The sequence below is a fragment of the Novosphingobium sp. THN1 genome, from assembly GCF_003454795.1.
Taxonomy (GTDB): Bacteria; Pseudomonadota; Alphaproteobacteria; order Sphingomonadales; family Sphingomonadaceae; genus Novosphingobium.
In genome coordinates, this window is the sequence record NZ_CP028348.1 from 750187 (window position 1) to 773372 (window position 23186).

At 64.7% G+C, this 23186-nt stretch carries 18 protein-coding genes and 2 pseudogenes; 9 read left to right on the forward strand and 11 right to left on the reverse strand.

Annotated elements, in window-relative coordinates; translation table 11 throughout:
* The first annotated feature begins 288 nt into the window (after nucleotides 1-288).
* From C7W88_RS20430 to C7W88_RS20455, 6 genes are all read left to right on the forward strand, one after another.
* The gene (locus C7W88_RS20430) at nucleotides 289-2859 is read left to right on the forward strand and encodes a TonB-dependent receptor (RefSeq protein WP_118075333.1); all 2571 of its coding nucleotides are present in this window, start codon (nucleotides 289-291) and stop codon (nucleotides 2857-2859) included.
* Between the two features lie 187 nt (nucleotides 2860-3046).
* A complete protein-coding gene (locus tag C7W88_RS20435) occupies nucleotides 3047-3550 on the forward strand; it encodes a nuclear transport factor 2 family protein (RefSeq protein WP_118075334.1) in 504 nt (167 codons plus the stop codon).
* A 23-nt stretch (nucleotides 3551-3573) separates the two neighbouring features.
* Entirely contained in the window at nucleotides 3574-4332 is a 759-nt protein-coding gene (locus tag C7W88_RS20440) for an SDR family NAD(P)-dependent oxidoreductase (RefSeq protein ID WP_118075335.1), read from the forward strand.
* A gap of 78 nt (nucleotides 4333-4410) precedes the next feature.
* Nucleotides 4411-6066: a choline dehydrogenase gene (locus C7W88_RS20445; protein ID WP_118075964.1), complete on the forward strand. Its 1656-nt coding sequence runs from the start codon at nucleotides 4411-4413 to the stop codon at nucleotides 6064-6066.
* A gap of 54 nt (nucleotides 6067-6120) precedes the next feature.
* Entirely contained in the window at nucleotides 6121-8253 is a 2133-nt protein-coding gene (locus tag C7W88_RS20450; RefSeq protein ID WP_118075336.1) for a hypothetical protein, read from the forward strand.
* Nucleotides 8223-8966 (forward strand): DUF3142 domain-containing protein, encoded by a 744-nt coding sequence (locus C7W88_RS20455; protein WP_240344983.1) that lies wholly within the window; start codon nucleotides 8223-8225, stop codon nucleotides 8964-8966. The genes C7W88_RS20450 and C7W88_RS20455 overlap by 31 nt, the downstream gene beginning before the upstream one ends.
* An 18-nt stretch (nucleotides 8967-8984) precedes the next feature.
* On the opposite strand, the gene C7W88_RS20460 is transcribed toward C7W88_RS20455, so the two are convergent.
* The gene (locus C7W88_RS20460) at nucleotides 8985-9248 is read right to left on the reverse strand and encodes a hypothetical protein (RefSeq protein ID WP_118075337.1); all 264 of its coding nucleotides are present in this window, start codon (nucleotides 9246-9248) and stop codon (nucleotides 8985-8987) included.
* Nucleotides 9249-10172: 924 nt separating this feature from the next.
* Between C7W88_RS20460 and C7W88_RS20465 the strand changes: the two are divergent.
* Nucleotides 10173-11593, forward strand: a pseudogene (locus C7W88_RS20465) (putative bifunctional diguanylate cyclase/phosphodiesterase).
* 67 nt (nucleotides 11594-11660) lie between these two features.
* Here C7W88_RS20465 and estDL136 read toward each other — a convergent pair.
* The 9 genes and pseudogenes from estDL136 to C7W88_RS20510 all read right to left on the reverse strand — a co-directional run bounded on the left by estDL136 (nucleotide 11661) and on the right by C7W88_RS20510 (nucleotide 19215).
* The gene (estDL136, locus tag C7W88_RS20470) at nucleotides 11661-12584 is read right to left on the reverse strand and encodes a chloramphenicol hydrolase (protein ID WP_118075338.1); all 924 of its coding nucleotides are present in this window, start codon (nucleotides 12582-12584) and stop codon (nucleotides 11661-11663) included.
* Between the two features lie 14 nt (nucleotides 12585-12598).
* Nucleotides 12599-13497 (reverse strand): annotated as a pseudogene (locus C7W88_RS20475) (NAD-dependent epimerase/dehydratase family protein).
* On the reverse strand, nucleotides 13494-13913 hold the full coding sequence (locus C7W88_RS20480; RefSeq protein WP_118075339.1) for a nuclear transport factor 2 family protein: 420 nt from the start codon (nucleotides 13911-13913) through the stop codon (nucleotides 13494-13496). Before C7W88_RS20480 ends, C7W88_RS20475 begins: the two are co-directional and overlap by 4 nt.
* Complete coding sequence (locus C7W88_RS20485) at nucleotides 13910-14782, reverse strand: SDR family NAD(P)-dependent oxidoreductase (protein WP_118075340.1); 873 nt, start codon at nucleotides 14780-14782, stop codon at nucleotides 13910-13912. Before C7W88_RS20485 ends, C7W88_RS20480 begins: the two co-directional genes overlap by 4 nt.
* A 117-nt stretch (nucleotides 14783-14899) precedes the next feature.
* Nucleotides 14900-15232, reverse strand: a complete 333-nt coding sequence (locus C7W88_RS20490) for a 2Fe-2S iron-sulfur cluster-binding protein (RefSeq protein ID WP_118075341.1) — start codon at nucleotides 15230-15232, stop codon at nucleotides 14900-14902.
* A 10-nt stretch (nucleotides 15233-15242) separates the two neighbouring features.
* Nucleotides 15243-16661, reverse strand: coding sequence for a cytochrome P450 (locus C7W88_RS20495; RefSeq protein ID WP_118075342.1), 1419 nt, complete (start codon nucleotides 16659-16661; stop codon nucleotides 15243-15245).
* A 144-nt stretch (nucleotides 16662-16805) separates the two neighbouring features.
* A complete protein-coding gene (locus C7W88_RS20500) occupies nucleotides 16806-17681 on the reverse strand; it encodes an SDR family NAD(P)-dependent oxidoreductase (RefSeq protein WP_118075343.1) in 876 nt (291 codons plus the stop codon).
* Nucleotides 17682-17701: 20 nt separating this feature from the next.
* Nucleotides 17702-18442, reverse strand: a complete 741-nt coding sequence (locus C7W88_RS20505; RefSeq protein WP_118075344.1) for an EthD domain-containing protein — start codon at nucleotides 18440-18442, stop codon at nucleotides 17702-17704.
* 11 nt (nucleotides 18443-18453) lie between these two features.
* Nucleotides 18454-19215, reverse strand: a complete 762-nt coding sequence (locus C7W88_RS20510) for an SDR family NAD(P)-dependent oxidoreductase (RefSeq protein ID WP_118075345.1) — start codon at nucleotides 19213-19215, stop codon at nucleotides 18454-18456.
* 324 nt (nucleotides 19216-19539) lie between these two features.
* On the opposite strand from C7W88_RS20510, the gene C7W88_RS20515 reads away from it, so the two are divergent.
* Both C7W88_RS20515 and C7W88_RS20520 read left to right on the forward strand, forming a co-directional pair.
* On the forward strand, nucleotides 19540-20619 hold the full coding sequence (locus C7W88_RS20515; protein ID WP_118075968.1) for a Rieske 2Fe-2S domain-containing protein: 1080 nt from the start codon (nucleotides 19540-19542) through the stop codon (nucleotides 20617-20619).
* 38 nt (nucleotides 20620-20657) lie between these two features.
* A complete protein-coding gene (locus tag C7W88_RS20520; protein ID WP_118075346.1) occupies nucleotides 20658-21437 on the forward strand; it encodes an SDR family NAD(P)-dependent oxidoreductase in 780 nt (259 codons plus the stop codon).
* Between the two features lie 49 nt (nucleotides 21438-21486).
* Here the strand turns inward: C7W88_RS20520 and C7W88_RS20525 are convergent, their stop codons facing one another.
* A complete protein-coding gene (locus C7W88_RS20525) occupies nucleotides 21487-23172 on the reverse strand; it encodes a GMC oxidoreductase (protein WP_118075347.1) in 1686 nt (561 codons plus the stop codon).
* Nucleotides 23173-23186: the final 14 nt, after the last annotated feature.

Consider the following 23186-nt stretch of genomic DNA (forward strand, 5'->3'; position numbering starts at 1 on the left):
TTGCCGCGAGAATTATGCAAACCTGCATATCACTGGAATTATCATCGTGCAACGTGGGATAATTACGCCCTGCAACTCCGCATAAGACCAGTTTTGTGATTCGAGGTCGGCGCTGGCATGGCTGCCTTGGGGCATATCGGCGTGCTGCATTTTTGCGCGAATGACCGGCTTCATATCGCTGACAAGTGGCGCAATTCCGCGGTGTATGGCTATTTTGCGTATTTGGCCTTGTCAAATTCTACGCATTAGCTATTTTCCGCGCCAACAACGGTTTCGAGGGGAGTAAGAATGAAGGTCACCACTTGCGCGCGGCTGTCTGTGCGGCTCATGCTCGGCGCCAGCCTCGCGACGATGACTCTGGGTTCCGCTGCCTACGCAGCCGAGGAACAGGCGCAGACCGCTGGCGATCAGGCAGTCGACGGGCAGGGCCAGCTCGAGCAGATCGTAGTCACCGCGCAGAAGGTCGAGCAGAACCTGCAGGACGTGCCGCTGGCGATCAGCGCGATCAGCGCCGACAAGGTCGAGAAGCTGGGCATCCGCGACGCCAAGGACCTTTCGGGCCTCGCCCCCAACGTGACCATCGTTCAGGGCACCACCAACGCCAACGCCGCTGTCATCTCCATCCGTGGCATTCCCACCCCCGCGACCGAGACCTTCGGCCTCGACACCGCAAACGGCCTCTATGTCGATGGCGTGTTCATCGCCCGCTCGGGCGGCAGCGCGCTTGACGTGATCGACGTTGCGCGCGTCGAGGTGCTGCGCGGGCCGCAGGGCACACTGTTCGGCCGCAACACCACGGGCGGCGGCATCGCCTTCATCTCGCGCGCGCCGTCCAAAACGTTCAAGCTGAACGCCGAGGCCGGTTACGGCAACTACAACGCCTTCAACGGCAAGATCACGCTCGATCCGGGCGAGATCGCCGGCATCTCGACCAGCTTCACCTACAGCCACCGCCAGCGTAACGGCACAGTCGACAACCTCAACGAGCCCGACGATGCGCGCGATCCCGGCGCGCGCAAGGGCGATTCCTTCCGCGTGGCCGCCAAGGCCGAGATCGGTGGCACGGGGTCAATCCAGTACATCTTCGACTGGAGCAAAATCGATGCTTCGCCGATCAATTTCCAGCTGACCAATGCCGCCAGCGGAGCCGTGCGCCCACCCGAAGTGGTAGGCGGCGTGCCGGTTGTGGTGACGCAGCAGGCCCCGGTCGCGCCGTTCCTCAACACCGTGAACTTCCTTGATCCGCGCTGTGCCGCGCTTGCCACCCCCACGCGCGACTGGCGCCGTACGGTGTGCAATGACATCAACAGCCGTTCGACCGACAAGGCCTGGGGCCACAACGTGCAGGTCCAGAACGACTTCGGCGTATTCCACCTGAAGTCGACCACCGGCTACCGCTTCTGGAACAACGACAGCGTCACCGACCTTGACGGCATAGGGGCCTTCACCGCGCCGCGCTTCACGCAGGCGTCGCTGTTCAACGGCATGCCGGCAAGCCTGCTCCAGTTCATCCCGTCGATCCCGGCAAACTTCCGTCCGTTCATTGCGGCATCGCCGGTGCCGACCGTGCAGCAGAACCTGTTCGACACCAACAACAAGCGCCGCCACAAGCAGTTCAGCCAGGAAGTGGAAATCGGCAACGAGAGCGACAGCCTCGACTGGGTGCTCGGCGGTTTCTACTTCTGGGAGAAGGGTTCGGAGTACAACCCGCAGAATAGTGGCTTCGTGCTCGATACCAACTCGATCTTCCTCGGCAACTTCGGCCCGCTCGGCCCCTCGTTTGTCGCGGCCAACCCGGCCCGCTACCGTCTGGTGCAGACGCTGTCGGTGCTCGATTACACCGCGACGGCCGAGAGCACTGCGGTCTATGGGCAGGCGACTTTCTACCCCGGCGGCAAGGACAGCGGCCTGCGCCTGACGGCAGGCGGTCGCTATACGTGGGATACCAAGTCGATGGTGCGCCGCCAGAACGGCACCGCCCCGCTTGCCACGCCCGAGCAGGGGCGCGCCAGCTACAGCAAGTTCACCTGGAACCTGATGCTCGGCTATGACCTGTCCGATCAGGTCAACCTCTATGCCCGCGTGGCGACCGGCTATCGTTCGGGCGGCTTCAACGCGCAGGACCCGGCGGTGGCCGGCGTGCTGCCTTCGTTCAAGCCGGAGAACGTGACGTCCTACGAAGTGGGCCTGAAGTCGGAACTGTTCGACCGCAAGGTGCGCTTCAACCTCGCCGGGTACTACAACGAGTACAAGGATCTGGCGATCGCTGTGCCGATCACCAACCTTGCTCCGGGCACTTTCGCCACCAAGGTAACGAACGCCGGCAAGGTCACTTACACCGGCGTCGAGGCCGAATTGACGGCGGTGCTGACCGATAACTTCACCTTCGAGGCGAACGCCGGTTACGTCGACATCAAGTACAAGGAGTTCCTCGCCGGGCTTCCGGTTGCCGCCAACCAGCCGCTGGTCAACATCGCCAGCTATGCGACGCCGGGCTATACCTCGCCGTTCACCGCGAACGTGGCGCTCAACGCGCAGTTCCCGCTTTCGGACAACGGCATGCGCCTGACCGGCCGCGTCAGCTATGCCTATGAAGATGGCAAGTACAGCTTCTCGAACGTGCTGTCCTCGCCGTACAACGAGGTGCTCAAAGGCGACAACCGCAACATTGTCGACGCACAAGTCGCGATCGATCGCATTCCGCTGGCCGGGAGCGAGGCGGCGGTACGCTTCTGGGTCAAGAACCTGACCGATGAGCACAACCTCGTCCGCGCGATCGACTTCGGCCAGCTCGGCTATGGCGGCGGCTACTACGCTGATCCGCGCACCTATGGCGTTACCGTTGGCGTGAAGTTCTGATCTTTGGGGAGGATGGGCGCCGATCATCCGGCAACCGTCTTCGGGTGGCCCCGCTTCTGCATTGGCAGGGGCGGGGCTTTTCCGTCGTTACGCGTTTGTCATGCTAAAACGCATCTTCACAAAGGAATGCGTATCTCTATAGCTAGTGACAAAGCGAATCATGCAAGGTTCGTGTGGGAGAGCCGTGATGACGATCAGCCTTGAAGACCTCGCCGCGCGGCTGACCGCGCTTGAGGACAAGGAAGCGATCCGGGCGCTGAAGGCCCGCTACCTGCGGGCCTGCGATCTCAAGCAAGTGGAGGATGTGCGCGATTGCTTTGCGCCCGGCAAGATCCGCATCGCCTATGAGAACTTCCCCGAGTTTGACGATCGTGATGCCTTCGTCGCCATCTATCAGCAGATGGCTTGCAACGGCGGCGTCTATGACATCCACCACGCCACCAACTGGCAGATCGACCTGGAACGCGACAAGCGGGCGAGGGGGCAGTGGTCGCTCAACTTCCGCACGATCCTGACCGGGCCGCGTCAGGTCGTCCGCCTCGCGGTGGAATACGACGACGTTTACGAAAAGCGCGACGGGCGCTGGTGGATCGTCGAGACGGTCAGCCGCGTGACATCGATGCTGACTGAGCAGATCGGCGGGGACGGCAGCGTCACCGTGATCGCGCTGGCCGAGCCGCCGGCGACCTGAACCTTCGAAAGGGAAATCCAGACATGACAATCAACTATGGCCTTGAAGGCAAGGTAGCACTCGTCACGGGCGCGGGCGGCGGCATTGGCCGCGCGGCGGCAGAGGCATTCGCGCGATCCGGCGCCAGCGTCATGGTCAGCGACGTGAACGAGGCAGGCGGTGCTGAAACGGTCGCTATGATCGAGGCCGCAGGCGGCAAGGCCGCGTTCGTGCGCTGCGACGTGAGCAAGGCCGACGAGGTCAAGGCGATGATCGCCGACACTGTCGAAAAGTTCGGCGGGCTGGACTGCGCGTTCAACAATGCCGGGATCAACCGCATTACCGACGACCAGTACGACGACGCGATCTGGGAGCGCGATATCGCGATCAACCTTTCCGGCGTGATGCGCTGCATGCGCGAGGAAGCGGCGGTGATGCTTGAGCGCGGCGGCGGGGCGATCGTCAACACCGCTTCGATCAACGGGCTGGTCGGCAATGGCGGGCAGCCGGCCTATACCGCTGCGAAGCACGGCGTGGTCGGCCTTGCCCGCCACGGCGCGCTGCGCTGGGCCAAGGCCGGCATTCGCGTCAATGCCGTGTGTCCCGGCGTGATCGAAACGCCGATGACCGCGCCGTTGGTGCAGAACCCGGAAATGAAGGCACTGATTGACGGGATGACGCCCATGGGCCGCATGGGACAAGCGAGCGAAATCGCCGAGGCGGTGGTGTGGCTGTGCTCTCCCGCGGCAAGCTTCGTCACCGGCCATGCGATGGTGGTCGACGGGGGAGCTACCGCTTTCTGATCACTTGCGTTTAACCGTCCGATTAATTACCCCCGGTCTCAGTAACCGCAATGAATGCGGAATCGGGACAGGTGGATGATGGCCGAAGGCGCTTTCGACTTTATCGTGATCGGCGCGGGCAGCGCGGGCTCGGTGCTCGCCGCCCGCCTTTCCGAAGATCCGCTGGTGCGGGTGCTGCTGCTTGAGGCAGGCGGCGCGAACACGTCGGTGCTGGTGCGGATGCCGGCCGGCGTCGGCACGCTGATCAAGCAGAAGAGCAAGCACAACTGGGGCTTCTGGTCGGAGCGGGAGCCGCACATGGACAACCGCCGCATGTGGCATCCCCGTGGCAAGGGCCTCGGTGGTTCCTCGGCGATCAACGGCATGGTCTATATCCGCGGCCACGCGCGCGATTACGATCAATGGCGGCAGATGGGGCTGGAGGGCTGGTCCTGGGCCGACGTTCTCCCCTATTTCCGCAAGGCCGAGGACAATTGCGACGGTGCCGATGCCTTCCACGGTGCGGGCGGGCCGCTGAAGGTCAGCTGGGGCGAGAATTCGCACCACCCGCTCTATCGCGGGATCATCGAGGCCGGGCGGCAGGCCGGGCACAAGGTCACGCCCGATTTCAACGGGGCGGATCAGGAAGGCTTCGGCCGCTACCAGTTGACCATCCACGACGGCCAGCGCTGGAGCGCGGCGCGCGGTTACCTCGCACCGATTGCGGGCACGCGCAGCAACCTTTCGGTCGTCACCGGCGCGCGGGTCCACCGCATCGTGGTGGAGAACGGGCGCGCCGTAGGCGTGGAATATTCGCTTGGTCAGGGAAAACCGGTGCAAAGCGTGCTGGCAGGGCGCGAAGTGCTGCTCTGCGCTGGCGCGTTCCAGAGCCCGCAGATTCTCCAGCTGTCCGGCATCGGCGATCCCAAGGCGCTGAAGGCCAGGGGCGTCGCGCCGGTCCATGCGCTCAAGGGCGTGGGCGCAAATCTGCAGGATCACCTCGACGTCACGCTCAACTGGGCCTGCACGCAGCCGATCTCCCTCTACAACGAGATCAAGGGCTTGCGGCAGTTGAAGGTCGGGTTGCAGTATCTGCTGAGCGGCAAGGGCACCGGGCGGCAGAACGGGCTGGAGGCCGGCGCTTTCCTCAAGTCGCGCCCCGATCTCGACCGGCCCGACCTGCAGATCCACTTCGTCATCGCGATCATGCAGGAACATGCCAAGGTCCAGGCCAAGCGCGATGGCTTTACCATCCACGTCTGCCAGTTGCGCCCGGAAAGCCGGGGGCAGGTCTCGCTCAGCAGCGCCGATCCTTACGCCGATCCTGCGATCCTGGCGAACTTCCTTGCCGCCGAGGAAGACCGCCGCGTGGTGCGCGAAGGCATCCGCATCGCCCGCGACGTGGCAGGGCAGCAGGCGCTAACCCCCTATCGCGGCGAGGAAATCTGGCCCGGCGCGCATGTGCAGACGGATGCGGACATCGACGCCTGGGTCCGGGCGAAGGGCGAGACGATCTACCACCCGGTCGGCACCGCGAAGATGGGCACGCGCGAAGACCCGATGGCCGTGGTCGACAAGGACTGCAAGGTCATCGGCCTCGACGGCCTGCGGGTGGTCGATGCCTCGGTCATCCCCGCGCTGATCGGTGGCAACACCAATGCGCCGACGATCATGATCGCCGAGAAGATCGCGGACGTGATCCGGGGGCGGCCACCGCTCGCTCCGGCCGAGACGAAAGTGGCCGAGTTCGTGTGATAATGTGATGAAGACCATTGCGCAGCGGTTGGCGGCTGGGCCACCTTGCCGCGCATGATCAAGCGCCTGTTTGCCAAGCATCCCGTTCTTTCCACCGCCGGCGCCGTGGCGCTGGGAAGCCTTGGCGTCGGTACGGCGCTGTGGGCCTGCGCGGATTCTTCGTGCTATCCTGGCTGGGAATTGGGCACGCTGGAGTATGACTGCGCCGGGCGCGCGCTGATCAGCCCCGGCAACGATACGCGCATCAACATGGTCATGCTGATGCACAGCATTCAGCCGGGCGCGGCCCTGCCGGCGGAGGCCAAGGTCGACGTGAACGATCCGCAGTTCGGCAAGGTGTTCCTGTCGTGGGAAGGCCTGCGCGCTTCGCTGTGGCCAGAGCCGGAGGTGGCCGAGCCTGAGTACGACGAGAGCAAGTGCACCGAGGCCCAAGGTGGCATCGCCGATTTCCTTGACGCGCTGGCGGCAGACAAGGGCGTGCCCGCGGCGGAACGCGCCACGCTGACCACGCTGCGCGCAATAGCGGGCTGCCATGACGGCGAATGGAACGACGCGGGCATTTCCAGCCAGCAGGGCCGCGCCTTCCTCTCTTACCTGAAAGCCGCCGATGCCTTCCACAAGGCAGACTATGCGGCAGCGGAAGCGGGCTTTGCCGCGCTGGCAAGGTCGGGCAATCCGTGGATTGCCGAGACGGCGCGCTACATGCCGATCCGCATCGGTCTGCGCCGGGCCGCAGCAACTTCGCTGGACGAATGGGGCGATTTTGCCGGGCCGGAGAAGGTTGACCGCGCGGCGCTGACTTCTGCGGCCAAGGCGATCGATGCCTATCTGGCTGCTTATCCCAAGGGCCGCTATGCAGACTCCGCGCAAGGCCTGAAGCGGCGTGTTGCGTGGATGGGCGGCGATACTGATACGCTGGTTGGCACCTATGAGGCGCTGCTCAAGGCAACACCGGCTTCCAGCGTCGAGGCGGCCTATCTTGTCGAGGAGATCGACCGCAAGCTGCTTGAACGCGAGGATGCGGCGGCGGTCGTGGCAAAGCAGGGCAAGGCGCCCCTGCTGCTGGCGCTGGCCGACATGAAGAAGATGCGCCCGGTCTACGATGGGCCAACTGTGGGGCTGTCTGCCGCAGAGCTTGCTGCGCACAAGCCGCAGCTGACGGCCTACCCCGATGTCTACGGATTGCTGGAAGCAACGCGGATTTCCTACGCCGGCGAGAATGTAAAGCCGATCCTCTCGATCCTGCCCGATGCGGCGCGGGCCAAGGGGATGACGCCGCTGGCCTTCAGCCGCCAGTTCGTGCGTGGGCAGGCGCTCTCTGCCTTGCGCGATCCCAACGAGGCCGGGTTCTGGCGTGAGCTGATCGGCGCGGCCAGCCCGTTCCACCAGCGGCCGCTGGCCGAACTGGGCCTTGCCCTGCGCTGGCAGCGCGACGGGCGGGTGGATCAGGTCTTTGCTCCCGGATCGCCGGTGCACGAACAATCGATCCGCGAAGTGCTGCTGCAGACCATCGCCAGTCCGGCGATCCTGCGCGCCAGTGCGGCGGATGCCTCCCGATCCGGGCATGAGCGCGATGTTGCGCGGTTCTCGCTGCTGCACAAGGACCTGACGCGCGGCGCCTTTGCCGATTTCACGCGCGACGTGGCGCTGGTTCCGGGCGATGCCAACACCGATGGCGGGTTGTGGGGCTTTGCCAGCCAGCAGAGCGTGCCGGTGGGCCTGTTTACCAAGGGCCAATGGTCGGACGGCTTCGCCTGTCCCGCCATCGCGCAGACCGCTGCCACACTCGCCCGCACTCCGGCTGACCAGCGCGCGCGCCTGTGCCTCGGTGACTTCTGGCGGCTCAACGGCTTTGATGGCTTTGCCCTGCACACGGCGGGCGAGGGCGCGAATGTTCTTGGGAATGCGCCAGACCTGTTCCCCGGCAAGACGAGCTATCGCGACGCAATCTACTCCGCGATCATCGCCGACAAGGCGGCAGCGCCAGACTTGCGCGCTTATGCGCTCTACCGCGCGGTGCGGTGCTATGCGCCGTCGGGCTACAATGGCTGCGCGGGGCCTGCCCGGACCACGGCGGAACTTGAAGCCGCACAAGTGCCGCTGGCGGTGCGCAAGGGCTGGTACGACGAGCTGAAGAAGCGCTACCCGCAAAGCCCGTGGGCCAAGGCACTGCGCTTCTACTGGTGAAGCGGCGGGCGCTGACTTTGCTGGCCTCGCTGCTGCTCACCGCCTGCGAGCGGCAGGCCGAGGCGCCACGTGTGCGGGCCGAGGGGGCAGAGGCGGTGTTCGTCTGGCCCGGCGTCCATCCTGCGCCTGAGGTCAAGGCGCGCACCATTTACCTGCTCGATGGCGAAGTGCGGCGCGATGGCCCGACCCGCCTCCATGCCTTGCGCATGGGCACGCCGCGCCTTCCCGGGAGGACGTTATGGCTGGTGGTGCGCAGCGAACGGCTGGACTGGACCGACGCGACCCGCGCCGCAATCCTCGCCGATCTTGCACAGTGGCGCGCGGCGGGCAACGAAGTGGCGGGCCTGCAGGTCGATTTCGACGCCGCGACCAAGGGCCTGTCAGGTTACGCCGCGTTCCTCAAGGACCTGCGCGCCCGCCTGCCCGATGACGTGCGCCTCTCGATCACCGGCCTGATGGACTGGAGCGCCAATGGCGACCCCCAGGCGCTCGCACAACTGGCCGGCACTGTCGACGAAGTGGTGATCCAGACCTATCAGGCCCGCGCGACGATCCCCGGCTACGAAGCCTACTTCGCCAAGCTGGGCCGCTTCCCCATCCCCTTCCGGGTGGCGCTGGTCGAAGGCGGCGAGTGGCAAGCTCCGCCGGGACTGGAGACGCACCCGATGTTCTGCGGCTACGCCGTGTTCCTGCTGGCCCGGCCCACGGGATGAATGGTTAGGGAGGGGTGGTTACTTGCCGTCAGGCATATCCTCAATAACCACTTCGAACAAAACGTCATCTGCTGCGTTCAAGTAGATGAACTGAATAGACTTAATGGCAGCTTCCTCTGGCTCCATCGGCTCACTCGATACGTCTAAGATCAGGTCGAGCGCCGCGATGATGCCTTGGGGAACGACCCGGAATCCGTCTACGCCGACTACTCGGCGGTTCCCTCGAATAGCAGTCTCGATCTGTCTTACAGCCTCGTCAGCTTTCAAAATGGTGGTGAGCATCAATTTGCTTCTCGGTCGGGGCCAAGCATCGTCGCAGACGCTACGGTTCCTTCAGCCGTTCGGCAACAATTACAGCAACAGTGGACTTCCATAGCCGATCCTCCCCGTTTTCACCGCAGGCGCAAAGGGGAGGGGGACCACCGCCGCAGGCGGGGGTGGAGGGGTTTTGCGAATTTGCCCCTCCGTCATTCGCTGGCGCGAATGCCTCCTCCCCCATTTGCACTTCGTGAAAATGGGGAGGATCGGCTGGTTCCTGCCCCATTTCCGCCGATAAGCAATCCTACGCAGCCCCAGCTAACCCCGCATCTTCAAGCTTTCTGCCTAAAATCCGCATCTTAACCAAGATTCAAGGACTTAGGGCGGAAAACGCGCCGGATGCAGGCCTTTGCGAACATCCTGAAGCTGGAAACCGACGACCCGGAGCTGACCCGGGCGCAGTTCCGCTCGTTCTCCAGCCAGATGCCGCTGCTCTATGCGATTCTGGTCTGCAACGCGCTTGCCATCGGGTTTTCATTCTTTGATCCGGGCAATTCCTTCAAGACCATCCTGACCCCGCTGTTCATCTGTGCGGTCGCCGTCTGGCGCGGGATCTGGTGGTGGCAGCAGCGCTCTGTCGGCACGCACTCCGACGCCTATATCGCCGCCTGCCTGCGCCGCACCTGCTGGCTGGCCATTATCATGACCATGGCATTTGAAGCGTGGTGCATCTGGGTCTATCCCGATGGCGATGCCTATGCGCGCAGCAACCTGACCTTCTTCCTCGGCCTGACCGAAGTAAGCTGCGTGTTCTGCCTGATGACCTTGCGCGCCGCCGCAATGCGCGTCGCGCTGGTCAGCACGCTGTCGTTCGTGTTCTACTTTTCGTGGATCGACGGCGGCCAGCTGCTCGGCCAGTCGATCGTGCTGACGCTGGTGTGCATCGGCATGATAGTGGTGACGCACAGCTACAACATCTCATTTTCCGAACTTATCCGGTCGCAAAGCATCCTGCGTGCGCGCCAGCTCGAAACCGAGAAGCTTTCCGAGGAAAACCGGCGCATCGCCTTCAGCGATCCGCTCAGCGGTCTGCCCAACCGGCGCGAACTTCTGACGCGGCTTGATCGACTGGAAGCGCGGCTCAATCCCCTGCCGGATAGCCTTGCGGTGATCTTCATCGATCTCGATGGGTTCAAGGAAGTGAACGACGAGCATGGCCACCAGGCCGGCGATGCCCTGATCCGCAGCATCTGCCTGCGCCTTGGCCAGCATTGCCCCGCTCATGCCCGCCTGGCCCGTGTTGGCGGCGACGAGTTCGCGGTGCTGCTGGAAATGCCCAAGGCGCAGGCTGAGGCGGAACGCCTGGCCGCAACGATTCTCGAGGAAATCTCGCTGCCGGTCCTTGTGGAACGGCACGTCCTGCAGGTGGGCGCCAGCATCGGCGTTGCCGCCAATACCGATGTGGCCGGCACGCCGCGCGAACTGCTGCGCCGCGCCGATACCGCGATGTATCACGCTAAGAGGGCGGGCAAGAACCAGGTCGCGATCTACGATGCCGCGTTCGATGAAGGGCGCAAGCACCGGCTGGCCGTGGAAACCCAGATCGGGCGCGGCCTCGCCCGCGATGAGTTCGAGGTCTATTACCAGCCCGAGGTCGATGCCGTGTCCGGGCGCATCGTTGCGGTCGAGGCGCTGCTGCGCTGGCCCCGACGCCCCGAAGGCCCGCTGCCACCCGACGATTTCATCGAGATTGCCGAGGCCACCGGCCAGATCCATCCGCTCGGGATGTTCGTGCTGGAACGCGCCTGCCGCGACATCGGGCCGCTGGGGAACTTGCGGCTCAGCGTCAATGTCAGCCCGGCGCAGTTCCGGGATTCGCATTTCGAACGGCAGGTCGCCCACGTGCTGGAGCAGACCCGCTTTCCCCCGAGCGGCTGCAGTTCGAGATTACCGAAGGCTATTTGCTGTCAAACCCCGAACGCGTGGTGCGCGCGGTGGAGACGTTCAAGCAGCGCGGCATGTCGATCGCGCTCGACGATTTCGGCACCGGCTTCACCAGCATCCACTACCTGCGCAGCTATGGCTTCAGCCACATCAAGATCGACAAGTCGCTGCTTGAGGGCCTCGCACCGGGGAGCAAGGGCGCGATGCTTGTGACCGGGGCGATCATGCTCGCCTGTGGGCTGGACATGCGGGTGATCGCCGAAGGCGTGGAAACCGAGGAGCAGGCGCAGCTGCTGCGGCAGGCCGGATGCCACAAGCTGCAGGGCTACCTGTTCGGCAAGCCGATGCCACTGCCCGATTTCATCGCCGCGTGGGAGCGCTCGGAGCGTACCGTGCTCAAGGCATCGGCGCGCTTCGCCGGTTGATCCCCGGGAAATGGAGCGTCGCCCCGGCGCAGGTCGGGGCCCACGACCTTGCGTCCGTGCCCGGGGTCTAGGCCAGGGCCGCCTTCAGCCGTGCGCCGGCCCGTTCGATATAGGGCATGGCATCGGGCACAGCCTCGAACATCGAGAAGAAGCCGTGGATCATGCCGGGAGCGAGTTCGGTCTCGACCGGAACGCCTGCCTTCTTCAGCGCCTCGGCATAGTCCAGCCCTTCATCGCGCAAGGGATCGTACTGCGCGACCAGCACCGTGGCAGGCGGCAACCCCGCGAGATTGTCATGGCGCAGCACAGCAGCCTCGGGGTGGGGATCGCCGTGATCGCCGACGTAGTGCATCCAGAACCACTGCATCATGCGCGTGGTGAGGAAGTAGCCCTCGGCATTCTCGGTGTAGGAGCCGTTCTCGAAGTTGGTGTCGGTGACAGGGTAGATCAGCAGCTGGTGCGCCAGCTTTGGCCCGCCCGTATCGCGCGCGCGTATAGCGACGGCGGCGGCGAGGTTGCCGCCCGCGCTGTCACCGGCCACCGCAAGGCGGCCCTTGTCGATGCCGAGGTCTGCGGCATGGTCCACAGCCCAGAGCAGGGCGTCGTGGCAATCGTCGAGCGGGCCGGGGAAGGGCGTTTCCGGGGCGAGACGGTAGTCGACCGACAGCACCGCCGCGCCGCTCGCCACGGCCAAGGCGCGCGCCGAGGCATCGTGCGTCTCGATCGAGCCGATCACCCAGCCGCCGCCATGGTAGAACAGCACCAGCGGGACGTTCTCGCCCGCGCCCTCGGGCTTGTAGAGCCGCGCCGCAATGGTGCGGCCGGGCAGGTCCAGCGTCAGGTCGCGCACCTCGGCAACGGCGGGTGGCGGGCCCATCTGCATCGGCCGGTTCGCCTCGCGCAGGGCCTCGGGCGTGATCGTCTCGTAGTCGATCGGCGGCATCTGCGCGAAAAAGCCGAGCAGCGCCTCGACCTGCGGATTGAGCGTCATCCTTTGTCTCTCCCTTAGCCGTACTGGGCGGCGATTTCGGCAACAGCCGCCGCCACGTCGCCGCGACGATAGCCGAGCAGCGCGGTTTCGCCAGCGTCGGGTTCATAACTGATCGTGTTGCCGCGGCCCTGCGGGATGGCGATGTCGGGCAGGAGCGGCAGTTCCTCGTCGCGCTCCTCCAGCTTTACGTCACTGCCAACAGCGTCGAAGAACAGCTGGAAGTATTCGCGGAAGGTCAGGTTTTCATCGCCGACGAGATAGGCCTTGCCCGGCTCGCCCCGCAGCAGCGCGCCTTCGATCGCTTCGGACAACGAACGAAACGACATGAAGTTGGTGCCCCCGTCGGCGCGAAGAACGGGATCGGGATCTGCCCCTTGGCCCAGGCGACATAGGGTTCGAAGATCGCGCTGGGCAGGCCCGGCACCGCGCCGACCATGAACGGCGCGTTGACGCTGACCACGTCGAAATCGTGGCTCGCCTCGTTGCGGGCAAGCTGGCATGCCGCAAGGCGCGACTGGATATAGACATTGCCCGCGATCAGTTCCGGCGCGGCCTGCGGGTAGAAGCTGCCGAGCTGCACCGCGCGCTTGACCCCGGCTTCACGGGCGGCGGCGAACACGGCGGGCAGGGCTTCGTGGTTGGCGCGTCTCAGCCAGGCGCCGAAGTCTTCACCCTGCGGCACGTGGCGCGGATCGTTGCCCGCCGCGAACACCATCCAGTCGAAGCCCTTCAGCTTCTCGGCGGTGAAATCGCCTGCCACGTAATCGCCCTTGAGGAAGCCGAGTTCGGTGAGCGGCGTGCCTGCAGGAGCGGCAGAGCGCCCGGTGATCGTCACGTCAAGCCCCTGTGCCGCCAGATGCAGCGCGGCATGGCCGCCAAGCGCACCCGTGCCGCCGATGACCAGTACCTTCATGTCGCAATTCCCTTGATCGGCCGCAGCTCTTCCCAATCGACGATCAGGGTGCGGCGGGTGAACTTCCAGTAGTCGTTCTCGCGCCTCCACTGGTCCTGGTAGCGGATCGCCCAGACCAGCAGCTTGTCGCCCTCGGGCGCGGCAATGCGATGCTCTGCGGTGGAGCGGGTCTCGCCCTGTGCGCTGTCGCCCTCCACGATCACGTCCATGTCATGCACCACGTGGCGCGTCATGGTGAAGGCGTGGGCGAGGTGGTCGATCGAGCCGAGGTTCGCCTCCAACCCTGCGATGCTGAAGCCCGGACCTGAAATCTCGACATCCTCGGCAAGCACCTCGCGCCACAGCGCCTTGTCGCGGCGGTCTGCGCCCACGGCATAGCGTTCGGCGGTGCGCCGAAGCGCGGCGAGGTCGCTCATGCCACGGTGCCCGGTATCACGAGGCCGTTGCCCGCGATCAGCGGCACGTTGGTCCATTCGCCCTGCGGCGTGCGATACCACCCTGCCGCCGCCAGCGCGCCGCCGTCGATGTGGATTGTGCTGCCCGTCACCCACGTCGCCAAGGGGCTGGCGAGGTAGAGCGCCGCGCCCGCGCAGTCGCTGGGTTGGCCAAAGCGGCCCAGCGGAATCCACCGCTCCTCGTGCGTGCGGTTCTCGGGCGGGATCATGTAGTCGAGCGCCACTTGCGGGGTATCGGTGGTTTCGGGCGCGATGGTGTTGACGCGGATGCCCTCGGGGCCAAATTCCAGCGCAAGGCTCTTGCTAAAGCCGGTCACCGCCCACTTCGCGGCAGCATAGACGGAGCAATAGGGGATGCCGCGATGCGCCTCGATCGAGGTGACATTGATGATCGAGGACCCCGGCGCGCCCTTGCGCAGCAGGGGAATCATGGCCTTGGTCATGCGCAGCAACTGGCCTAGGTTGACGTCGAGGATCTCCTCGGCTTCCTCGTCCGCCAGCATGGCAAAGGGTCGCGCGTGGACGAAATGGCCGACATTGTTGACCAGCACGTCCAGCCTGCCGGTTTCGGCAGCGATCCGCTCGGCCAGCATCGCGCCGACCCCGCGCTGGCGCACGTCGCAGCGGATCACGCGGGCAGAGGGCATGGCGGCCTCGGCGGCATCGGCATTGGCGGGGTCGATCTCGGCGATCACCACTTGCGCGCCGGCTCCGGCAAAGGCTTCGGCAATGGCGCGCCCGATGCCCACGCCGCCCCCGGTGACCAGCACGGTCTTTCCGGTGAAATCCAGAGCCTGCGAAGCGAGCAACGCATTGTCTGCCGCAGTCATACGGTGACTTCCCTCTCCACACCGATGATTCGGTGATTATCGCTTCAATTGCTACGCATAATGTTTTCACTTTCTTGAAGTGTCAACCGGATGCGTAGGAAGAGGGTCTTGTTTTTGCTAGATTCCCGGTTGGTCCGCCGGAATGTGCACTACCAGTCCGTCAAGCTCCTCGCCAAGCTGGACCTGGCAGGAGAGGCGGCTGTTGGGGCGGATCTCGACACCCTCGATCGCCTCGAGCATCTCGCGCTCTTCCGGCCGGGCCGGGCCGGTGCGGTCGAGCCAGTCCGGGTCGATGTAGCAGTGGCAGGTGGCGCACTGCATCATGCCGCCGCACAGCGCGTCGATCCCGTCGACAAGGTTGCCAACCGCCAGCTGCATGAGGGTCATGCCCTCGAAGTTCACGCAAGTCCGCGCCGTCCCGTCGGGCTGGACGAAAGTCACCTTGGCCATTCAGATCACCTCAAGCGTGCGCCGGGCAACCGGCCGCCTTCGCCAGCGCGGCCACGTCGGCACTCGCGCCCGCGCCGTCCAGCTGGCGCCGCTTGTACCGCACGCGGCAGGGCTGGGCGGGCCAGTAGGTCGAGGCGCCGGCGATGGGCTTCACCTCGTCCATCAGCTCCATGTCGAAGTTCTGCAGCAGGATCGCCACCAGCACCTTCATTTCCATGCGCGCGAAGTTCACGCCCGCGCAGCGATGCACCCCGCCGCCAAAGCCGATCAGCGAATTGCTCTCGATCTGTGCTTCAGGGTTTTGCGGGTTGAAGCGCTCCGGATCATAGGCATTGGCATTGCGGAACGTCTCTTCCATCCGGTGGCTGACCGACGGCGCAAGCAGCACGAACTCGCCCTTGCGGATGCGATAGCCCTCACGTTCGATATCGGCATTGGCCTTGCGCGAAAGCATGTAGGCCACCGGGTGAAGCCGCTCGGTCTCACGCAGGGCGAGGTCCATCTTCTCCATCGCGATGGCGTGTTCCCAAGTGAGGTTGCCGCCGTTGCCGGCACCCAGCAGCCCCGCCGTCTCGTCGCGCAGGACCTTGGCATAGCCGGGGTTCTGCAGCAGGTCGGCCAGCGCCCAGCTGACTTGCCCGGCGGTGGTTTCATGCCCCGCCCAGACCAGCAGCAGGATCAGGTGGCGAATGATCTCGTCGGGCACGGCGCGGCCATCGGGATACTTCGTCTCGATCATCGTCTGGAAGAAGTCGGGCGGATCGAGCGGGCTCGCACGGCGCTTGTCGATCCACGACTGCAGGATCGCGTGCAGCTTCTTCTTGGCGCGCTGGCTTTTCACCATCTTGGGCGTCGGCAGCCACAGCGGCAGGACGAACTCCATGCCGCCCGAAAAGTCGCGGAACAGCTCGAAGAATTCGTGGCCCAGCTTCTCGTGGAACTCGCGCCCCATGAAGCTGTGCGCGGCAATGTCCATCACCACCGGCCCCAGCGTCGGGATCAGGTCGAATTCGCCTTCATTGCCCAGCTGCTCAACCAGATTGAGCGATTCCTCGACCATCACCGGCACGTACTGTTTCATCGACGCCGCCTTGAACCGGGGCATGATGATGGCGCGCTGGCGCAGGTACTCGTCCATCTCGGCGAAGGAGTAGAATTCGGGCGAAAACATCTTGAGGAAGAACGGCATCGACTCCCGGATCGAGAGCAGCTTGTCGGTCTCCTCGAAGAAGAAGCGGTTGTGTTCCGGCCCCAGCATCACGTTCATGCGCTGGCCCATGAAGTTCATCGCGAACATCCGACCCTTGGAACGGTAGCCGCGTTTCAGGACCGAAACGGGATCACGGAAGAACTGCGCCAGATGCCCGAGCAGCGGCACGCCGCCATCGAGCAAGGGAAGGCCGTCTGCACCCGGTGCTGCACTTGCCATCGATCATCTCCCCGCACGGCCGGTTGCTCCGGCTCCAACGGGCGAAGGGTATGGTGCGCGGGGGCGGTGCAAGTCCCGCGCATGGAAACGTATCGTCCGATGATCTTTGCAGGATCATCGGACGAACCTCCCATCGGCCTTTGATCAATAAACCGCCGCCGGATTCTTCGGACGCGGGCTGCCGAGCATCTCGCGGTGCGAAGGGCGGTCGTGGCCACGGTCGGTCACGCCCAGTTCCTTCGCGATCTCGGCCACGATCAGCGTCTGGCCGGAAAGCTCGTCGCGATTGGGCGCGCTGTCGATGGCGGCGAGGACATGGGCGGAGAATTCGGGGTTCTCGGCCATCGACAGGAAGCCCTCGTACTGCTCCGGGTTGGTCTTGGCCGCGATCAGCGCGCGCTCGGTCAACTGTGGGCCGAGCCAGAGCGAGACGGCGATCACCCCGGTGCCCCGGAAATCGTGCTCCATGTCATGCGCCAGCTTGTCGAGCCCGGCCTTCTGCGCGCCATAGGCGGGGCCATGCATGTAGCAGGTCGCGCCGAACGACGAGGTCATCGCAATCAGGCCGGACTTCTGCGGGACCATAATCTTCGCCGCGTGCCAGCTGGCCACGTAAGCACTGCGCAGGCCGACATCGAGGATCTTCTGGGCGTCCAGCTCCTTTTCCCAGAACGGCGCCTTCTCGATCAGCTGGTGGTGCATGTAGGCAGCATTGTTGACCAGCACATCAAGGCGGCCCTGCTCGTCCATGATCTGTTCGAAAACGCGGGCAACGCTGGCGTCGTCGCTGTGGTCACAGACGACTGGGATACCGTTGCCGCCGTTCTCGGTGATCTTCTGCGCGGTTTCGGAGACGGTGCCCGGCAGCACGGTGCCGTCCCAGCCCTTGGCATCGCCGGGCGTGACGGTGCGGCCGGTGACGTAGACGGTGTACCCCATCTCGCCAAAGCCGCGCGCGATGCCGGCGCCGGCGCCCCGGCTGGCGCCAGTGACCAGTGCGATTTTCGGTTGTTCGGACATGGTGGATTCCTCTCGAATTCTCAGCCCAGATGGGCGAAATCGAACTGGCTGGTGGGGATGATATCGTTGCGGCTGAAGTCCAGAAAGGCGTGGCAGCTGTCCATCATCGCATCGAGATTGGCCTTGAACTTCGCCGGATTGCGCACGGCATCGAAGAACACTTCCGGCTGTTCGAGCGCGTCCAGCGGGAAGCACTCTTCGACGAACGCGCTGTAGGCCGGCGCGCCTTCGGTGAGGGGGCGGACGATCAGGTTCTGGACATATTCGAAGTTCGCCTGCGTCTCGATCGCCACGCGGGTGTGGTGCGAATGCCAGTGGGCGACGGCCACCTCGCGGGTGATGTCGGAGCGGAAGGTGATGAAGCTGGCCTGGCTCCAGCCCCATGTGCGCCGGGTGCTTTCGTGTTTCCCCGGGGAAACATTTGTAGAACACGGATGCGCGGTGTTCGGGATGATCTCGGATTCACAGACCAGCCATGCTGCAAACCATGCCGAACGCGCGGCGAGCGCTGCATCGACATCGCCCCGGAAGCGGGCGTTTGCCGAGGGCATCCAGAACTGGACGACGGCGGCCTGCTGCGGCGCCTGCCACTGCTGGACCAGCGCTTCGCCCGGTGCGACCGTGCCATCGCGCAGGTTGAGCCGAACCCGGCTCGCTCCCGCAGCGACGAGTGCCTGGGGCAGGGTGGCGAGCAGCGCGGCGCCGAAGTCCTCGCGCGACTGGTGCGGCGGCGCCCAGAGGGCGGCGATGACCTTTTCCATGGCGCGCCTCCTCAGTCGAAGTTGGCCTGTCCGCCGTCGAGCGGGATCGTCGCCCCCGTGAGGTATGCGAGGTCCTGCCCCGCGAGCGCGACCAGCGCGCGGCCGATATCGCCTTCAAGACTGCCGACGCGGCCCAGCGGGATCGTGCGGAAAAAGGCCTGCGCTTCTTCGGGATTGTTCTCGATCCACCACTTGAGGCCGGGCGATTCCGCGTGCGGCGCGATGGTCAGCACGCGGATGCCTTCGCCGCCCCATTCGGCCGCCGCGGCGCGGGTCAAACTGCGGATCGCCTGCTTGACCGCGGCGTAGCAGCCATAGCCGGTCATGTCCCAGCGGATGCCGGCCGAAGAGCAGAAGTTGAAGATGGTGCCGCCGCCGCGCGCGGCGAGGTGCGGGCGGGCGAGCTTCATCAGGCGGTGCGTGGCCAGCGGCCCGCTTTCGAATCCCGCAAGGAAGGCTTCGTCCGTCACGTCCTCGAGCTTGCCGAGCGGCACTTCCTGGGCATTGTTGACGAGAATATCGAGCCCGCCGAACGCGGCGACGGTGCGCTCCACCGTCGCGGCGAGATCGGCGGCGGACTTCACGTCGCAGGCGACGGCCAGCGCCTTGCCGCCGCGTTCCTTGACCATGTTCGCCGTTGCCTCGACCTTGGCCAGCGTGCGCCCGGTAACGACGACAGAGGCCCCGGCGCCTGCCATTGCCAGCGCCACGCCCTGTCCGATTCCCTGCCCGGCTCCGGTTATCAGGACGACTTTGCGGTCAAGATCGGTCATGCTTCTCTCCAGTGGCGCGAAGCGTCTTGCGGCCTCTCGCAGACCGGGTTGTTGCCACGACCTCATGCAAACTGCAAACCAAAATCTGAACGCACCTGATAGCGTAAGTGCAGTATGTGGCGTTGTTTGCGTAATGGGTGGCGAATAATGTAACGCAAAGCGTGGTTCGCTTGGGCTTGCCCAATGCGGCTTGGCGTGCCATGCTGAGGGCGTGGGAGATGATCGCGATCGGTCCGCAAATCGCTCGCGATTCGGTTTTCGGGATCACGAAAGCGCTGTCCCGAACAAGGCAGAACGGCGCGGTGATCAAAAGGAGTGATGCAGATGGCGACCTCGAAAGAGTATGGCCTGGGTGAATTCGACTTTCCGCGCGGCTGGTTCATGATCGGAACTGCCGCCGATGCCACGCGCACCCCCGCGCCGATCCGCTATTTCGGGAAGGATCTGGTGATCTACCGGGGCGAGAGCGGCAAGCCTTACGTGGTCGATGCCTATTGCCCGCACATGGGCGCGCATCTGGCGAAGAACAGCACGTCCTACATCGTCCGCGATGGAGAGCATGTTGAAGGTGAGTCGATCCGCTGCCCGTTCCACGGCTGGCGCTTCGGCACCGATGGCGCGTGCAACCACATTCCCTATTCGGACTTCATCCCGAAGGCAGCGAAGCTCGGCACTTATCCGGTGCTCGAACGCGCCGGGATCATCTGGATGTGGCACGATCCCGAAGGGCTGGAGCCTGACGTGGAACTTGCCAACTTCGGTGGCCATTATGGCGAGCCGGGCTGGGTCGAATGGAAGATCGACTACATGGGCGACCTCAACAGCCACGGCATCGAGATCGTCGACAACATGGCCGACTTCGGCCACTTCGTGCCAATCCACGGCGCGACCGACTGGCAGTATTTCGCCAACGAGTTCATGGGCCCACACTTGCACCAGTACTACAGCGCCGGCCACCGCACGCTGACGGCGAACCCCGAGGACGCGCTGGTGCTGGACACCTGGTACGAAGGGCCGGGCTTCCTCCAGTCGGAAATGGCCGGCACGTTCGACAGCTTCATCATGATCGCCAATACGCCGATCGAGGATGGGGTTTCGCGTTCGTGGCATGCGCTGATGGTCAAGGTCCACGACGGCAGCCGCGAGACGACGGCGGAAGACCGCGAGATGGCGCTGGCCTATCAGGAAGGCAGCCGCCTCGCCTTTGCGCAGGACGTTGAGATCTGGGCGAACAAGCGCGCCTGCATCAACCCGCTGGCGATCCCCAAGGACGGCCCCTACGCCAAGGTTCGCCTGTGGTACCGCCAGTTCTACAACCCGCGGGACAAGGCGCCGGAAATCCAGGGCCGCGTCAACGGTCTGCACGTCACGCTCGACAAGCGGCCGGGGCAGAAGGTGGCCTGAGAACACAGGGCTTCCAGGCAGGAGCCAAGGGAGAGATCATGGGAAAGCTTGCAGGCAAGGTGGCGATCGTCACCGGGGGTGCGCGGGGCATGGGTGCGGCGACGAGCCGGCTGTTCGTGGCCGAGGGCGCGAAAGTGGCGATTGCCGACGTGCTGGACGAGGCGGGCGAAGCGCTTGCCGCCGAGCTGGGCGATGCGGCGCGGTTCTTCCATCTCGACGTGACCGACGAGGCCAATTGGGCCGCGGTTGTCAGCGAGGTGGAAGCGACGCTGGGGCCGGTCGATGCGCTGGTCAACAATGCCGGCATCCTGATGTTCAAGAGCCTGCTCGAGACCTCCAAGGCTGATTACGAGAGGGTCCTGGGCGTCAACCTCGTCGGCGAGTTCCTGGGCATCAAGGCGGTGGCGCCGGGCATGATCGCGCGCGGGCGCGGCTCGATCGTCAATATCTCGTCAGTGGACGGGATGAAGGGGGCGAACAGCCTCGTCGCCTATGCCTCGTCCAAGTGGGGCGTCCGGGGCCTGACCAAGGTGGCGGCTATGGAGCTGGGCCACAAGGGCGTGCGGGTGAATTCGGTCCACCCCGGCGGGGTGGATACGGTGATGTCCAATCATACCGGCGCAGCGCGCGAGGAAGTGGACAAGGGCTATGCCAACGTGCCGCTGCAGCGCATCGGCGGGCCGGAAGAAGTGGCATCGGCGAGCGCTTTCCTCGCCAGCGACGAGGCGTCTTATATCCATGGCGCCGAGATCGTCGTTGACGGCGGGATGACCGTGGGCAGCTATTACATGGGCTTCCCCGGTTCACCGGGAATGTAGCACCAGCCCTTGCGGCTGACGGGCTGCCTTTGCAGGCAGCCCGTCCACATCAGATCTTGCCTTCCTTCAGCATCTGCACCGCATTGTGCGCGGCGCGGGCTGACATCGCCATGTAGGTGAGCGACGGGTTCTGGCAGCCCGACGAGGTCATCACCGCGCCATCGGTGCAGAACAGGTTCGGCGCCTCGTGCGCCTGGTTCAGGCCGTTGAACACCGAAGTCAACGGATCGCGGCCCATGCGGGCGCTGCCCATCTCGTGAATGCCCAGACCCGGCGGACCGGGTTCGGTGCGCTGGTAGACGACCGTGCCGCCTGCCGCCTCGATCATGGTGCGCGCGTCGGCCTGGATCTGCTTGGCCATCTTCTTCTCGTTCTCGCGCAGCTGGACGTCGATGTGGAGCAGCGGAATGCCCCACTTGTCCTTGCGCGACTGGTGCAGCGTCATCCGGTTTTCAGGATGGGGTAGCATCTCGCCAAAGCCCGAGATGAACGCCATCCACGGGCCGAACTTGCGGTTGCGCTCCTTGATGTCCTGGCCGATTCCCACGGTAGCATCGGGCTTTCCGCCCTGCCGGGTAACTGCACCCTGATAGCCGTAGCCGCGCACGAAGCCCTCGCCTTCCTCGGTCACGTTGCGATAGCGCGGGATGTAGATGCCGGTGGGACGGCGGCCATGATAGTAGCTGTCGGCCGGGTAGTGCGGCATCAGGCCGGCCGTCGCCAGCGCATACATGTGGTCCATGATGTTGCGCCCGACCTGATCGGACTTGTTGCACAGCCCGCGCGGGTTGGCCTCGTTTGCCGAATTGAGCAGGATCTGCGCCGATCCGATGGTCGATGCGTTGAGGAAGAACAGCTTGGCCTCGTAGGTCCGCCCTTCCATGGTCTTGGCATCGATCACCCGCACGGCCGTGATCTTGCCACTGGCCGGGTCCTGCACCAGGCTGTGCACGATCGCATCGGTGACGATGGTCAGGTTGCCGGTGCGTTCAGCCGCGGGGAAGGATGAGGACAGGCTGGTGTGGTTCGCCCCGAAGCTGCAGCCGCGTTCGCAGATCGAACGGTTCTGGCAGCTGGTGCGGCCCAATTCCTCGTGATGCGGCTGGGCGACCGAGAGGTTGGCATTGCGCCCGATGATCACCTTGCGGCCCGAGAACTTTGCCTCAACCGATGCCTTGAACAGCTTTTCGGCGTCGTTCATTTCCCATGGCGGCAGGAATTCACCATCGGGCAGTTGCGGCAGGCCTTCCTTCGATCCTGCCACGCCGATGAACTTTTCGACATGGCTGTACCACGGCGCAAGGTCGTCATAGCGGATCGGCCAGTCTACGCCGTGACCGTCCTTGGCATTGGCCTCGAAGTCCATCGGCGAAAGGCGATAGGCTTGCCGCCCCCACATGATCGAGCGCCCGCCGAGGTGATAGCCGCGAATCCAGCTGAACGGGCGGTCTTCCGGGGTGGTGTAGGGATGATCGCTATCCTTGACCCAGAACTGCTTGGTCGCGGCATTCATGGCATAGCACTGGCTCTGCACCGGATAGTCGCGTGCCAGTTCTTCTTCGGGCACTTCGTTGTTATTGGGCAGCTCCCAAGGCATCTGGGTGTCGTTGTAGTCGGTGACGTGCTCGACCTTGCGGCCGCGCTCAAGCACGAGGACCTTCAGGCCGCGTTCGGTCAGTTCCTTGGCGGAAATGCCCCCGCTGATACCCGAGCCGATAACGATGGCGTCAAACATGAATCAATCTCCGC

What these genes read in the sequence shown, in the direction of transcription:
- C7W88_RS20445 (WP_118075964.1), top strand. Translation starts at nt 4,411, where the DNA reads ATGGCCGAAGGCGCTTTCGACTTTATCGTGATCGGCGCGGGCAGCGCG.
- C7W88_RS20435 (WP_118075334.1), top strand. Translation starts at nt 3,047, where the DNA reads ATGACGATCAGCCTTGAAGACCTCGCCGCGCGGCTGACCGCGCTTGAG.
- C7W88_RS20520 (WP_118075346.1), top strand. Translation starts at nt 20,658, where the DNA reads ATGGGAAAGCTTGCAGGCAAGGTGGCGATCGTCACCGGGGGTGCGCGG.
- C7W88_RS20510 (WP_118075345.1), bottom strand. Translation starts at nt 19,215, where the DNA reads ATGACCGATCTTGACCGCAAAGTCGTCCTGATAACCGGAGCCGGGCAG.
- C7W88_RS20430 (WP_118075333.1), top strand. Translation starts at nt 289, where the DNA reads ATGAAGGTCACCACTTGCGCGCGGCTGTCTGTGCGGCTCATGCTCGGC.
- C7W88_RS20500 (WP_118075343.1), bottom strand. Translation starts at nt 17,681, where the DNA reads ATGTCCGAACAACCGAAAATCGCACTGGTCACTGGCGCCAGCCGGGGC.
- C7W88_RS20515 (WP_118075968.1), top strand. Translation starts at nt 19,540, where the DNA reads ATGGCGACCTCGAAAGAGTATGGCCTGGGTGAATTCGACTTTCCGCGC.
- C7W88_RS20485 (WP_118075340.1), bottom strand. Translation starts at nt 14,782, where the DNA reads ATGACTGCGGCAGACAATGCGTTGCTCGCTTCGCAGGCTCTGGATTTC.
- C7W88_RS20525 (WP_118075347.1), bottom strand. Translation starts at nt 23,172, where the DNA reads ATGTTTGACGCCATCGTTATCGGCTCGGGTATCAGCGGGGGCATTTCC.
- C7W88_RS20480 (WP_118075339.1), bottom strand. Translation starts at nt 13,913, where the DNA reads ATGAGCGACCTCGCCGCGCTTCGGCGCACCGCCGAACGCTATGCCGTG.
- C7W88_RS20490 (WP_118075341.1), bottom strand. Translation starts at nt 15,232, where the DNA reads ATGGCCAAGGTGACTTTCGTCCAGCCCGACGGGACGGCGCGGACTTGC.
- C7W88_RS20495 (WP_118075342.1), bottom strand. Translation starts at nt 16,661, where the DNA reads ATGGCAAGTGCAGCACCGGGTGCAGACGGCCTTCCCTTGCTCGATGGC.
- C7W88_RS20460 (WP_118075337.1), bottom strand. Translation starts at nt 9,248, where the DNA reads ATGCTCACCACCATTTTGAAAGCTGACGAGGCTGTAAGACAGATCGAG.
- C7W88_RS20450 (WP_118075336.1), top strand. Translation starts at nt 6,121, where the DNA reads ATGATCAAGCGCCTGTTTGCCAAGCATCCCGTTCTTTCCACCGCCGGC.
- C7W88_RS20440 (WP_118075335.1), top strand. Translation starts at nt 3,574, where the DNA reads ATGACAATCAACTATGGCCTTGAAGGCAAGGTAGCACTCGTCACGGGC.
- C7W88_RS20505 (WP_118075344.1), bottom strand. Translation starts at nt 18,442, where the DNA reads ATGGAAAAGGTCATCGCCGCCCTCTGGGCGCCGCCGCACCAGTCGCGC.
- estDL136 (WP_118075338.1), bottom strand. Translation starts at nt 12,584, where the DNA reads ATGACGCTCAATCCGCAGGTCGAGGCGCTGCTCGGCTTTTTCGCGCAG.